12 protein-coding genes are annotated in these 12599 nt (G+C 66.5%); 9 read left to right on the top strand and 3 right to left on the bottom strand.

From position 1 onward, the window contains the following. Positions 1 to 13: 13 nt before the first annotated feature. Both LI337_RS01585 and LI337_RS01580 read right to left on the bottom strand, forming a co-directional pair. Positions 14 to 709, bottom strand: coding sequence for a hypothetical protein (locus LI337_RS01585; RefSeq protein WP_227227962.1), 696 nt, complete (start codon positions 707 to 709; stop codon positions 14 to 16). Between the two features lie 60 nt (positions 710 to 769). Then, on the bottom strand, positions 770 to 2176 hold the full coding sequence (locus LI337_RS01580; protein ID WP_227227961.1) for a class II fumarate hydratase: 1407 nt from the start codon (positions 2174 to 2176) through the stop codon (positions 770 to 772). Between the two features lie 249 nt (positions 2177 to 2425). Between LI337_RS01580 and LI337_RS01575 the strand changes: the two genes are divergently transcribed. The 6 genes from LI337_RS01575 to LI337_RS01550 all read left to right on the top strand — a co-directional run bounded on the left by LI337_RS01575 (position 2426) and on the right by LI337_RS01550 (position 9161). Beyond that, the gene (locus LI337_RS01575) at positions 2426 to 3805 is read left to right on the top strand and encodes an ABC transporter substrate-binding protein (protein WP_227227960.1); all 1380 of its coding nucleotides are present in this window, start codon (positions 2426 to 2428) and stop codon (positions 3803 to 3805) included. Between the two features lie 3 nt (positions 3806 to 3808). Continuing rightward, a complete protein-coding gene (locus LI337_RS01570) occupies positions 3809 to 4885 on the top strand; it encodes a carbohydrate ABC transporter permease (protein WP_303645186.1) in 1077 nt (358 codons plus the stop codon). Beyond that, the gene (locus LI337_RS01565) at positions 4882 to 5802 is read left to right on the top strand and encodes a carbohydrate ABC transporter permease (protein ID WP_227227959.1); all 921 of its coding nucleotides are present in this window, start codon (positions 4882 to 4884) and stop codon (positions 5800 to 5802) included. Before LI337_RS01570 ends, LI337_RS01565 begins: the two co-directional genes overlap by 4 nt. A 147-nt stretch (positions 5803 to 5949) precedes the next feature. Next, complete coding sequence (locus tag LI337_RS01560) at positions 5950 to 7107, top strand: ABC transporter ATP-binding protein (RefSeq protein ID WP_227227958.1); 1158 nt, start codon at positions 5950 to 5952, stop codon at positions 7105 to 7107. A 78-nt stretch (positions 7108 to 7185) separates the two neighbouring features. After that, positions 7186 to 8325: an acyl-CoA dehydrogenase family protein gene (locus LI337_RS01555; protein ID WP_227227957.1), complete on the top strand. Its 1140-nt coding sequence runs from the start codon at positions 7186 to 7188 to the stop codon at positions 8323 to 8325. A 74-nt stretch (positions 8326 to 8399) separates the two neighbouring features. Next, a complete protein-coding gene (locus tag LI337_RS01550) occupies positions 8400 to 9161 on the top strand; it encodes an enoyl-CoA hydratase/isomerase family protein (RefSeq protein WP_227227956.1) in 762 nt (253 codons plus the stop codon). 51 nt (positions 9162 to 9212) lie between these two features. Here the strand turns inward: LI337_RS01550 and LI337_RS01545 are convergent, their stop codons facing one another. Continuing rightward, on the bottom strand, positions 9213 to 10094 hold the full coding sequence (locus LI337_RS01545; protein ID WP_227227955.1) for an amidohydrolase family protein: 882 nt from the start codon (positions 10092 to 10094) through the stop codon (positions 9213 to 9215). Between the two features lie 152 nt (positions 10095 to 10246). Between LI337_RS01545 and LI337_RS01540 the strand changes: the two genes are divergently transcribed. From LI337_RS01540 to queC, 3 genes are read left to right on the top strand one after another with little or no spacing between them, the layout of a single operon-like run. Further along, positions 10247 to 10708, top strand: coding sequence for a 6-pyruvoyl trahydropterin synthase family protein (locus LI337_RS01540; RefSeq protein ID WP_227227954.1), 462 nt, complete (start codon positions 10247 to 10249; stop codon positions 10706 to 10708). A 5-nt stretch (positions 10709 to 10713) separates the two neighbouring features. Next, positions 10714 to 11535, top strand: a complete 822-nt coding sequence (locus tag LI337_RS01535) for a 7-carboxy-7-deazaguanine synthase QueE (RefSeq protein WP_227227953.1) — start codon at positions 10714 to 10716, stop codon at positions 11533 to 11535. A 34-nt stretch (positions 11536 to 11569) separates the two neighbouring features. Continuing rightward, positions 11570 to 12451, top strand: a complete 882-nt coding sequence (queC, locus tag LI337_RS01530; RefSeq protein WP_227227952.1) for a 7-cyano-7-deazaguanine synthase QueC — start codon at positions 11570 to 11572, stop codon at positions 12449 to 12451. Positions 12452 to 12599 lie beyond the last annotated feature (148 nt).

Genomic DNA, 12599 nt, shown 5'->3' with positions numbered 1-12599 from the left:
CTGCGCGGACCTCTCAGACCAACCAGCGCGCGACAGTCGTCCGCAGGTTCGGGAACAGCGAGCCGTCCGGAAGCATCGTCGGCTGGTTCTCTCCCTCAATGAACCGGCGGCCGTCGTCACTACCGGTCCAGACGACGCGGTCCTCGCTCACGGTCGCGTACTCGTAGCCGCCGGTGACGCGGTAGCCCGGCGGCGCTTCGACGGTCACGCGGTCGGCACCGACGTAGCGTGCGCCCTCGCCGCCGATCACCCACGGCACACTCGGACTGTCCGGGACGACGTGGGTGAAGACGACGACGCCGAGATGACGGCTGGTCGCGTTCCGATCTCGGTGGGTGACGACCAGCGTCTCGCCGTCGAGTCGGCTCCGGACGTCGGTCGGGTCGCCGACCCCGCGCTGGACGGCCGAGTCGACGACTTCCGCGCGGAGTGTCTCGTTCTCGAGGGCGTCGCCACCGGCGGTGAGTTCGACCGTCGCGCGCCACGAGGTCGACCCGTTCTCGTGAACCTGGACGACGAGATCCGTCTCGCCGCGCGTGAGGTCGACACCTCGGCGTTCGGCCGACTCGTCGAGTCGCTCGCTACAGGCCCCACAGAGCGGTGTCGGTGGGGCGCGGGCGTCGGTGGTCGGGACACCTGCGAGGAGAGCTGTCCCGACGAGTGCGACGGCGAGGCCGACGACCGCGAGTCGGTGACTGGTGGAGGGCATCGCTTCAGACGAGAGAGTCGGGGGAGAAGTGTCTTCGGGTGACTGAAGGAACGAAACCGGTCAGTCCTCGCCGAGGATGCCCCGGTGGGTCATCGCCTCGGGGTCCAACACCTCGTCGGCTTCGTCCTCCGTCAGGTAGCCCTCGCTCACTGCGACCTCACGCACCGTCTTGTCCTCCGCGAGTGCCTGCTTCGCGACCTTCGACGCCTTGTCGTAGCCGATAGCCGGGTTGAGTGCGGTGGCGAGCGCCATCGAGCGTTCGACCTGTTCGGCACAGACCTCCTCGTTGGCCTCCAGTTTGGCGACGAACCGCTCGCCGAACACCTCGGCGCTGTTCGCCAGCAGATCGGCCGACTGGAGGAAGTTGTGCGCGAGCACCGGTTTGTAGAGGTTCAGGTCGATCTGGCCCTCGGCCGCGCCCGCCGAGACGGCGGCGTCGTTGCCGACGACCTGCTTGTGGACCTGGTTGACGGCCTCGGCGACGACCGGGTTGATCTTGCCGGGCATGATCGAACTGCCGGGTTGGTTCTCCGGTTGTTCGATCTCGCCGAGTCCGTTCCGGGGACCGGACGCGAGGAGACGGAGGTCGTTCGCGATCTTGTTCATCGACCCCGCGACGGTCCGGAGTGCGCCGTGGGCCTCCGACATCGCGTCGTGGGCCGCCTGCGCCTCGAAGTGGTCGTCGGCCTCGCGGAACTCGACGCCCGTCTCCTCTGTGATGTACTCGGCGGCCAGTTCGGGGAAGTCCGGGTGGGTGTTCAGGCCGGTGCCCACGGCGGTCCCGCCGAGTGCGAGTTCCGAGAGGTGCTCGCGGGTGTGTTCGACCCGGCGGATGCCCTTCTCGATCTGGGTCCGGTAGCCGCCGAACTCCTGACCGAGTCGGACCGGCGTGGCGTCCTGCAGGTGGGTGCGACCGGTCTTGACGACGCCGTCGAACTCCTCGGCCTTCGCGTCGAGTTCGTTCGCCAGCGTCGCCAGTGCGGGCAGGAGGTCCTTCTCGACTGCTTCGAGCGCGGAGACGTGCATCGCGGTCGGGATCACGTCGTTCGAGGACTGTCCGTAGTTGACGTGGTCGTTCGGGTGGACCACGCGGTCGCCGATCTCTGCGCCCGTGATCTCGGCGGCGCGGTTGGCGATGACCTCGTTTGCGTTCATGTTCGAGGAGGTCCCCGATCCGGTCTGGAACACGTCGACCGGGAACTGGTCGTCGTGCTCGCCGGCGATCACTTCGTCGGCCGCCGCGACGATTGCGTCGGCGGTCTCCTCGTCCAGCAGGCCGAGGTCGCGGTTCGCCTGCGCGGCCGACTTCTTCACGACACCCAGTGCCCGGACGAATCGGCGACCGAAGCCGATCCCCGAGATGGGGAAGTTCTCGACTGCCCGCTGGGTCTGTGCGCCCCAGTAGGCGTCCGCCGGCACCTGCATCTCGCCGAGACTGTCCCGCTCCGTTCGGTAGTCCTCGCTCATGATCGTCGGTGACGGTCGCTGGCGGTCTAAAACCCACTGGATCGGTTCGGAACCGACACGTCGTTCCCCCACCGACCGCGTCGTGTCGAACTGTGAATAACAATTTCAGAACACGTGTACCACCGCTACGTCTGCCAATTCTTCATACTCGACACAAAAATTTTCACTCTATTTCTGGTCAATTACGGAAAGCCTTAAGTCTCGAACCCTCAGTAACATCGAGCACGTCTCTCACACGGACGATCAACCATGACAGAAGACGAAAACGTTACACGGCGGACGTATCTCACGGCGGCGGGCGTCACGAGCGCGGTCGGGATGACCGCGCTGAGTGGCTGTCTCGGCGGCGGTGGCGGCGGTTCGGACGGCGAGACGAGTTCCGGCGACGACTCCGACTCCGGGATGGACGACGGCGGCGACTCCGACTCGGAGTCGTCCTCGTCGATGAACTCGCTCGAAGTCCAGCACGCCTGGGGTGGCGGCGACGGGAAGGCCGCCTTCTCCGCGCTGATCGAGGGGTTCCGAGAGGAGTACCCGGACGTGGAGTTCGACGTTCAACCGGTCTCCGGCGGCGCGAACAAGAACCTCAACTCCGTCATCAAGAAGCGTGCTCGCAACCAGAACCTGCCGGGGACGTGGCAGGACTGGCCGGGCGCGAACCTGCTCCAGTTCACCGAGGCGAGTCTGCTCGGTGACATCGAGGAGGACGTGTGGAGTCAGAACAACATGAAGGAGGCCTACCTCGAAGGCCCGAAACGGGCGGCGCGCCCTGACGGCACCTACGTCACCGTCCCGATCAACATCCACCGACTCAACAACCTCTTCTACAACAAGAGTCTCGTCGAGGAGTCCAGCATCGACGTTGAGAGCCTCTCCTCGCCGGACGACCTCATCGACGCGATGTCGGCGGTCGGCGACAACACCGAGGCGGTCGGGATGGCCCAGTCGACGAAGGCTCCGTGGACGACCCTCCAGTTGTGGGCGGCCGTCTTCATGGGCCAGCACGGCTCCTCGGCGTACATGGACTTCCTGAACGGCGACGCCAACCGCGACGACATCAAGAACGCCTTCGAGACCGTCGCCAACTACGCGGACTACTTCAACTCCGACGCCGCGACCATCTCCTGGACTGAGGGCAACAGCAAGGTGATGAACGGCGAGGCCGCCTTCATCCACCAGGGCGACTGGGCCGCCGGTGCCTACCGTGGCAACGACGAGTTCAACTACGACGACGACTGGGGCCACATCCCGTTCCCCGGCACCTCCGGACTCTACGCGCTCAACATGGACTCCTTCCCCTACGGGACGAACGGCGGGGACGGCAACCCCTCGCCGGAGGCGACCAAGAAGTTCCTCACCTACTGCGGGACGAAGGACGCCCAGATCCGGTTCAACAAGAACAAGGGGTCGATTCCGCCCCGTTCAGACGTGTCTTCCGACGAGTTCGGGCCGTTCCTCTCGAAGCAGATGGACGACTTCTCGAACTCCGACGCCCAGCCCCCGTCGGTCACCCACGGCCTGGGTGTCAAGCCCGGCATGCTGAGCGACCTGAAGTCGGTCGTCTCGGACTTCACGGCCAACCTGAACCCGGACGCGGCCGCCGACGGCTTCGTCCAGGTCTTCGAGTAAGGGATGCGCTCGCTACTGCGAGGGGTGAAACGGCTGTTCACGGACGACGGTGGGGACGCCACGGCGGGTCTCGACCAGGCGGACGACGGCCCGACGGACACGACCGTCACCGACGTCGGCGAGCCAGTTCCCGACGGCGGCGTCGAAGCCGCCGCTGGGCCGGCGACCGCAGGTGACGGCGAGGACTCGATGCTGTCGCGGCTTCGCCGGAGTGACTTCCTCGGGTCGCTGCCCTTCTGGCTCCCGCCGTTCCTGCTGATGGGCTTTTTCGTCTACGGAGCCATCGGCTGGAACCTGCTCATCTCGCTGACGGACATGTCCGGCTTCACGGACCCGGACTACTCGAACCTCGACTTACAGAACTACGCACAGGCGTTCTCGGATCCGGGGTTCATCAACGCCGCACAGAACACGTTCGTCCTGCTGGTGGCGTTCACGCTGGTCTGTCTGGTGGTCGGCCTCCTGTTGGCCATCCTCGTGGATCAGGGCATCCGGTTCGAGAACACGTTCCGGACCATCTACCTGCTCCCGATGAGCCTGTCGTTCGTCGTGACGGCCCAGTTCTGGCTGTGGATGTACAACTTCGACAACGGGATGGTCAACACGCTGCTCCGGTCGGTCGGCGTCGCCAATCCGCCGCAGTGGATCGGCGACCCGCAGTTCGTGTTGACCGCGGTCATCATCGCGCTGGTCTGGCAGTTCTCCGGCTACGCGATGGTCGTCTACCTCGCCGCGCTCCGGGCGATTCCGAGCGCGCAGTTCGAGGCCGCTCGCGTGGACGGCGCGAGCACGGTCCGGATGTACTGGCGCGTCATCGTCCCGCAACTGAAGTCCGCGACCATCTCGGCGATGGTCGTGTTGATGGTGTTCGCGCTGAAGGCGTTCGACTTCCTCTACTCGCTCGCGGGCGGCTACCAGCCCCCGAGCGGATCGGACATCCTCGCCACCAAGATGGTTCGCGAGGCGTTCAACCGCGGCGAGTGGGCGTACGGCTCTGCAATCGCCATCATGCTGTTCCTGATGGCACTCGCGGTCGTGGCACCGTATCTGACCATGCAGTACAGACAGGGTGAACTATGAGTGGGCGTACCGCAGACGCGAGTCGGTCGATCACGGATCAGGTGACGGAGGTGAGTCTCCGCCGAGTCGGGCTGTACGCCGTGCTCGTCGGGTTACTCGCCTTCTACCTCTCGCCGATCGAGGCGGGGCTGGTCACGTCGCTGAAGACGACCGCCGCGTTCAACGAGACCGCGCCGTACGTCCCGCCCGGACTCGACGGACTCACGCTGGCGAAGTGGGCCGAGGCGTTCTCGCTGCTGCAGGCGGGACTGGTGAACAGCCTCATCCTCACGATTCCGGCGACCATCCTCTCGGCGACGCTCGGGAGTCTCGCCGCCTACGGCCTGACGAAGGTCGACTGGAAGGGACAGGTCGGCGTCTACGTCCTGTTCATCGCGGGGATCTTCATCCCGTATCAGGCGGTGCTGGTCCCGCTGTCGGAGTTCTGGGGGCAGATGTTCCCGTTGTACGAGATCGGTGCGCCCGTCTGGGCGGCCGTCCCGTTCTTACAGGAGTACCACGGCCACCTGCTGGCGCTCATCGTCACCCACACCGCGTACGGGGTGCCGATCTGTACCCTGCTGTTCCGGTCGTACTACAAGGACATCTCGGACGAGATCGTCGAGGCCGCACGGCTCGACGGGGCGTCGGTCGCCAGCATCTACCGGAAGGTGATCCTGCCGCTGTCGGTGCCGATGTTCGCGGTGACGCTGATCTACCAGTTCACGCAGGTCTGGAACGACCTGCTGTTCGCGCTGATCATCATCCCCAGCGGGTCCGGCTCTGCCGCGCCCGTGACGCTGGCACTCGTCCAGTTGGGAAGTGGCGTCGTGACCGACTTCACGATCAAGATGGCCGGTGCGCTGGTGACGGCACTGCCGACGATCATCGTCTACGTCCTGTTCGGCGAGCAGTTCGCAGAGGGGGTGGCGGCGTGAGCGCCACCGGAACAGGGGGTGGCGGCGTGAGCGCCACCGGAACAGGGGGTGGCGGCGTGAGCGCCACCGGAACAGGGGGTGGCGGCGTGAGCGCCACCGATTACGACCCGACCGACACACTAGGAATACGGTCCACGGAGACACACCATGGCTGATCTCGTACTCGACAACGTAACCAAAGAGTTCCAAGACGACAGCGGCACCATCGTCGCGGTAGACGACGCGAACATCGACATCGACGACGGCGAGTTCCTCGTCCTCGTCGGGCCCTCCGGGTGTGGGAAGTCCACGACCCTGCGCATGATCGCGGGGTTGGAGACGATAACCCGTGGCGACATCCGCCTCGGCGGTGGCTCTCTCGCGGGCAAGCCGCCGAAAGACCGGAACATCGCCATGGTGTTCCAGTCGTACGCGCTCTACCCGCACATGACGGTCCGGCAGAACATGTCGTTCGGACTGGAGGAGTCCACCGACATGGCCGACGAGCGCATCCGGACCATCGTCGAGGACACGGCCGCGATGCTCGGCATCGAGAGCCTGCTGGATCGAAAGCCGGCAGAGCTGTCCGGCGGTCAGCAACAGCGTGTCGCGCTGGGCCGGGCCATCGTCCGCGACCCCGAGGTGTTCCTGATGGACGAACCGCTGTCGAATCTCGATGCGAAGTTGCGGGCGGAGATGCGGACCGAACTCCAGCGTCTGCAGGAGGATCTGGACACGACGACCGTGTACGTCACGCACGACCAGACCGAGGCGATGACGATGGGCGACCGCATCGCCATCCTCGACGGCGGAGAACTCCAGCAGGTCGCCACGCCGCTGGAGGCGTACCACCGCCCCGCCAACCGGTTCGTCGCGGGCTTCATCGGCGAACCCTCGATGAACTTCTTCGAGATGGAGGTGCAGGGCGACCGCCTCGTCCACGCACCCGCCGGCGGCGAGGGGAAGTTCGCGTACCCACTCTCATCGGCGGTGCGGGAGAAGGTGGGCGAGTCGGACCGCATCGAACTCGGTATCCGGCCGGAAGACATCGAACTCGTCGAGGACGCCGCCGGCGACCACGACTTCGAGACGGTCGTCGACGTGGTCGAACCGATGGGCAACGAGAACAACGTCTACCTGACGTTCTCGGCGGACGACGACGAGACGTTCGTCGCCACTGTCGGCGGCCTGCGGCAGGTCGAGGGCGGGCAACCGGTCGTCGCACGCATCCCGGAGTCGGCCATCCACGTCTTCGACGCCGACACCGGGGCGGGACTTCACAACCGGTCGCTCGAGGACGCCGAGGAACCGGAAGCGTACCACTGAGGCGGTCCGACGACCGACTCCGTAGAATCCTCACGGTCGTTCGCTGAGTTTATCACCGGGCTCTCGCAAGAGTTGCCTATGGACTTCGAGCTATCTGCCGAACACCGGATGATCCGGGACACCGTCAGGGAGTTCTGCGAGGCGGAGATCGAGCCGATCGCACAGGAGGTCGAGGACGAACACCGCTTCCCCGCGGAGATCTTCGACCAACTGGCCGACCTCGACATGATGGGCGTCCCGGTCTCCGAGGAGTACGGCGGTCTCGGCAGTGGCCAGTTGCTCTACGCGCTCGTCACCGAGGAACTCGGCCGCGTCTCCGGCGGTATCGGGCTCTCCTACGCGGCACACACCAGTCTCGGCGCGAAGCCCATCGACCTGTTCGGCACCCACGAACAGAAAGAGGAGTGGCTCCGCCCGCTCGCAGAAGGGGAGGGCATCGGCGCGTGGGCGCTGACGGAACCCGGCTCCGGCTCCGACGCCAGCGACATGGACACGATGGCCGAGAAGGACGGCGACGAGTACGTCATCAGCGGGACGAAGCAGTTCATCACGAACGCGAACGTCGCCAACTCGGTGCTCGTGAAGGCCGTCACCGACCCCGGCGCGGGCTACGACGGCATCTCGACGTTCATCGTCAGCCCCGACGACGACGGCTTCGAGGTGACGACCGTCTGGGACAAGATGGGCCTCAACTGCTCGCCGACCTGTGAGATCCAACTCGACGACGTTCGAATCCCCGAGGACCGCCTGCTCGGCGAGGAGGGCGAGGGCTGGGAGCAGACGATGAAGACCCTCGATGGGGGGCGCATCTCCATCGCCGCGCTCTCCACCGGCTTGGCGCAGGGTGCCTACGAGGCCGCCGAGAGCTACGCGAAGGAGCGCGAGCAGTTCGGCAAGCCCATCACGAAGTTCGACGCCATCCGGGACAAACTGGTCGACATGCACCGAAAGACCGAGCGCGCGCGCCTGCTGACACACAAGTCGGCGTGGGAGTACGATCAGGGTCAGAGCGTCACCCGGACCTCCTCGCTCGCCAAACTCGACGCCAGCGAGGCGGCCCGCGAGGTCGCCGAGGACGCGGTGCAGGTGCTCGGCGGCTACGGCTACACCGAGGACTTCGCGCCCCAGCGCTTCTACCGCGACGCGAAACTGATGGAGATCGGCGAGGGCACCAGCGAGATCCAGCATCTCGTGATCGGTCGGGAACTCGGGCTGTAACGCGAACGAGTCGGGACGGCCACTCACCGCCCCGGGCCACACGCACTTTTGCCACCGGCGCACCGACGGCCGGTATGAAGCTCACCGACGACGCGGGCGTCCGCACGATCACCTTCGACCGCCCGGACGCGATGAACGCGATGAGCCACCAGATCGCCCGCGACCTCGCCGACGAGATCGAACGCGCCGACCCGGACGAACTGGACGCACTCGTCCTCACCGGCGAGGGACGCGCCTTCTCCGCCGGCGGGGACGTGCAGGCGATGGCCGACCGCGAGGAGACCGCCCGCGAGTCGTACGAGTCGATGCGGGACAGTTTCGGCCGCGTGGCAGAGGCCGCCATCGAGTCGTCGGTGCCGGTCGTGGCGAGGGTGAACGGCGATGCCGTGGGGGCCGGGATGGCACTCGTCGCGGTGTCGGACTTCGCGGTCGCTTGCGAGTCGGCGCGGTTCGGCGCGGCCTTCGTCGAGGTCGGACTCGTCCCAGACACCGGCGGGACCTTCCTCCTGCCGCAGTTGGTCGGCCTGCGCACCGCGAAGGAACTGGCGATGACCGGGAAATTGATCGACGCCGAGGACGCCGAGTCGATGGGACTGATCAACGACTGCGTGCCGGACGAGGACCTCGACTCGGCGGTCGAGGATCTGCTCGATACCCTGTGCGCCCGGCCGACACGGACACTCGGGCTGATCAAACAGGCGCTCCACGGCAACGTCACGCGGCAGTGGGACGAGGCGCTGGACTACGAGGCGATGCTCCAGTCGCAGGCCTACGGGACGCCGGAACACGAGGAGGGCGTGGCGGCGTTTCTGGAGAAGCGCGACCCCGAGTTCTGAGACCGGTCGGTCGTGATCGGAGGACGACCGAGCAGGCGAAACCCGGGCAGGCTACAAGCCCAGAAACGCCTCGGCGTTCTCCCACAGCAACTTTCGCTGGGTCGCCTCGTCGTAGTCGGTCTGCTCTGCGAAATCTTCGAGCCAGCGCTCCGGCCGGATCATCGGGTAGTCGGTGCCGAACATCACCTTGTCACGCAGGACGGTGCCGGCGTAGTGCAGGACCTGCTCGTCGATGTAGCGCGGGAGCCACCCCGAGAGGTCCATGTAGACGTTCCCCTTCTGCCGACAGATCGCCAGTTGTTCCTTCTCCCACGGGAACGCCGGGTGCGCGAGCAGGATCGGCATCTCGGGGTGGTCGGCGGCCACGTCGTCGATCAGCATCGGATCGCCGTACTTCAGCTTCAGGCCGCGTCCGCCGGGCGTGCCGGCACCGAGGGTCGAACTCCCGCCGTGGAAGACGACCGGCACGCCGAGGTCCTCGATCGTGTCGAACAGTTCGCGGTGTTCGGGGGCGCTGGGGTCGAACCCCTGTGCGATCTGTTGGAACTTGAATCCGGAGAGGTCGAGGTCCTCGACACAGCGCCGGGCCTCGGCGTCGGCGTCGTCTTTCCACGGATCGACACTACCGAAGCCGACGAAGAAGTCCGGGTGTGCGTCTCTGACCTCCGCCACGTAGTCGTTCGGGACCGGCGGGTTGCCGGTGTTCGTCTCGGCGTCCCACCCCAAGAGAATCGCCCGGCCGATGCCGACCGCGTGGTACTCGTCGATCATCTCTCCGTAGTCCCACGTCTCGACCGACGTGCCGAACTCGCTGGCGGCGTCGGCCATCATCTCGCCGCCCGCGTCCTCCAGAAACTCGGCCGTCGGCTGGTGGGCGTGGGTGTCCACGACCGGGTGTCCGTCGGCCGACTGGATCGCCGCCGGAAGCGTCACCGTCGGCTCACCTCGGGAGAACTCACGCTCGGCTCACCTCGAACTGTGTCATAGTCTCACACACGACGCCGACCGTGAAGAACGTGTGTCGTTATCAACCACGACAGCCGAGGGAACGGACTGCTTAAGTACGACCCGAGTGACCTCCGGGTATGACTGGACGAGTACTGGAATCCGACCGAGAGACGGTGCTGGCCGACACCGGGACCCGGACGCTCCACGTCGGGCGTGACCGGCCGATCCGGATCAGCGCGGGCCACCGACTCATGCACCACGACGGGAAGTGCAGTCGCCCGCACGGTCACAACTACGAGGTGTCGGTCCGCATCGTCGGCGAACTCACCGAGGAGGGGTGGGTCGTCGACAAGGGCGAGGTGACCGACGTGATCGACGCGTGGGATCACCGCTTCCTGCTGGAGGCAGGCGACCCACTCGTGGAGGCGTTCGCCGAGGCCGGTGACGACGACGCGGTGGTCGTCCTGGATCACCCGCCGACCGCCGAGGTGATGAGTCTCGTCTTGGAACGGAAACTCCTGGCGCGACTGCCGGAGACGGTCGAGGACGTGGCGGTACAGGTGACGGAGACGACCGAACTCTGTGCGGGCGGCTACTGACAGCGATGCCAGTCACGAGCGAAGTCGACGAGTCGGTGTTCGCAGCGGAGTCGGCGGAACGAGCCGATGGGCCCGCACTCCCGATCAACGAGTTGTTCACCTCGCTGCAGGGCGAGGGAACGCTGGCGGGCGTACCGAGCACCTTCGTTCGAACGTCGGGCTGTAACCTCCGGTGCTGGTTCTGTGACTCCTACCACACCTCGTGGGAACCGACCGGCGCGTGGCGCACGGTCGAGGCGATTCTGTCGGCGGTCGAGTCCCGCGACGCGGATCACGTCGTGCTGACCGGCGGCGAGCCACTGATCCACGACGCCAGTCTCGACCTGCTTCGGCGACTCGCAGACCGAGGCTACCACACGACCGTCGAGACCAACGGGACCGTCGTCCCGGACGCCCCGGTCGACCTCGTCAGCGTGAGTCCGAAGCTGGCGTCCTCGACACCGACGCCGGAGCGCGACCCGACCGGCGGAGACGGAGACTCCGACGGAGACGACCCCGGAACCGGCGGCGACTGGGCCGACCGCCACGAGGCGCGTCGGATCGACCGCGACGTGTTGGCGACGCTGGCCGACGACTTCGACTGCCAGTTCAAGTTCGTCGTGACCGGCGAGGCCGACATGCCGGAGATCGAGTCGCTGGTGGCCGACGTGCGGGACCGTGCCGAGACGACGATTCCGGACGAGGCGATCCTCCTGATGCCGGAGGGGCAGACACGCGAGCAACTGGCAGAGACGCGGAACGCAGTCGCGGAACTGGCACTGGATCACGGCTACCGGTACACGCCACGTCTCCACGTCGACCTGTGGAACGACGCACCGGAGACCTGAGCGGACCGACCCGACAGCACTGACCGAGCAGACGATGACAGACGAGATGCACCCCGACGACGACACACACGAACAGGCCACCGAGACGAACAGCGAGCAGACGACCACGGTCGAGGAGAGGGCGGCCGTCGAGGAGACGACGCACGAGACCGGGGTTCCCGACCCGATCGACGCCCCGGAGAAGCGCGCGGTCGTCCTCCTCTCGGGCGGGATGGACAGCGCGACGACCGCCTACGAGGCGGTGGCAGGAGGGTACGACCTCTACGTCGTCCACACCTCCTACGGCCAGCAGACCGAGGGGAAGGAGTACGAGTGTGCCCGACGACTGGCCGAGGACCTCGGCGCGCGCGACTTCCTCCACGTCGAGACGCGTCACCTCCAGCAGATCGGCGCGTCGAGTCTGACGGACGACTCCATCGCGGTCGAAGACGCCGACATGGACGCCGAGGAGATCCCCACCTCGTACGTCCCCTTCCGGAACGCGAACCTGCTGTCGATGGCGGTCTCATACGCCGAGGCGAACGACTGCGGCGCGGTGTTCGTCGGCGCACACTCGGAGGACTACGCCGGCTACCCCGACTGCCGCCCGGAGTTCTTCGAGGCGTTCGAGACGATGGTCGACCTCGGCACGAAGCCGACGACGGACATCTCGCTGGAGGTCCCGTTCGTCGACAGCACGAAGACCGAGATCGCAGCGCGCGGCGTCGAACTCGGCGTCTCCTTCGACCACACGTGGTCGTGCTACCGGGCCGAAGCGCCCGCGTGTGGCACCTGCGACTCCTGTGCGTACCGACTCCAGGCGTTCCAGCAGGTCGGTGTCGAAGATCCCATCGAGTACGTCGAGCGACCGACGTACACGACCACCGAGACCGACGCGGACGCGGAAGACGACCCGGCCCCGGCGACGACCGACTGACGCGACGGCCCCGGCGACGACCGACTGACGCGACGGCCCCGGCGACGACCGACTCACACCGCGTGCGTCGGCGACGACAGGCCCGGGTCTCCGAACGGGGACTGTGACACGAATCTGCACTCGCGGGAGAACTTTATTCCGTTCCGTG

The sequence above is a fragment of the Salinirubrum litoreum genome, assembly GCF_020567425.1.
Taxonomy (GTDB): Archaea; Halobacteriota; Halobacteria; order Halobacteriales; family Haloferacaceae; genus Salinirubrum; species Salinirubrum litoreum.
Note: the sequence above shows the minus strand (reverse complement) of the source record. Positions and strands in the feature narration are given on the sequence as shown.

Excerpts from the sequence above, each read along its gene's own strand:
- LI337_RS01550 (WP_227227956.1), top strand. The coding sequence starts at position 8,400 with ATGAAGCTCACCGACGACGCGGGCGTCCGCACGATCACCTTCGACCGC.
- LI337_RS01580 (WP_227227961.1), bottom strand. The coding sequence starts at position 2,176 with ATGAGCGAGGACTACCGAACGGAGCGGGACAGTCTCGGCGAGATGCAG.
- LI337_RS01575 (WP_227227960.1), top strand. The coding sequence starts at position 2,426 with ATGACAGAAGACGAAAACGTTACACGGCGGACGTATCTCACGGCGGCG.
- LI337_RS01570 (WP_303645186.1), top strand. The coding sequence starts at position 3,809 with ATGCGCTCGCTACTGCGAGGGGTGAAACGGCTGTTCACGGACGACGGT.
- LI337_RS01555 (WP_227227957.1), top strand. The coding sequence starts at position 7,186 with ATGGACTTCGAGCTATCTGCCGAACACCGGATGATCCGGGACACCGTC.
- LI337_RS01565 (WP_227227959.1), top strand. The coding sequence starts at position 4,882 with ATGAGTGGGCGTACCGCAGACGCGAGTCGGTCGATCACGGATCAGGTG.
- queC (WP_227227952.1), top strand. The coding sequence starts at position 11,570 with ATGACAGACGAGATGCACCCCGACGACGACACACACGAACAGGCCACC.
- LI337_RS01540 (WP_227227954.1), top strand. The coding sequence starts at position 10,247 with ATGACTGGACGAGTACTGGAATCCGACCGAGAGACGGTGCTGGCCGAC.
- LI337_RS01585 (WP_227227962.1), bottom strand. The coding sequence starts at position 709 with ATGCCCTCCACCAGTCACCGACTCGCGGTCGTCGGCCTCGCCGTCGCA.
- LI337_RS01560 (WP_227227958.1), top strand. The coding sequence starts at position 5,950 with ATGGCTGATCTCGTACTCGACAACGTAACCAAAGAGTTCCAAGACGAC.
- LI337_RS01535 (WP_227227953.1), top strand. The coding sequence starts at position 10,714 with ATGCCAGTCACGAGCGAAGTCGACGAGTCGGTGTTCGCAGCGGAGTCG.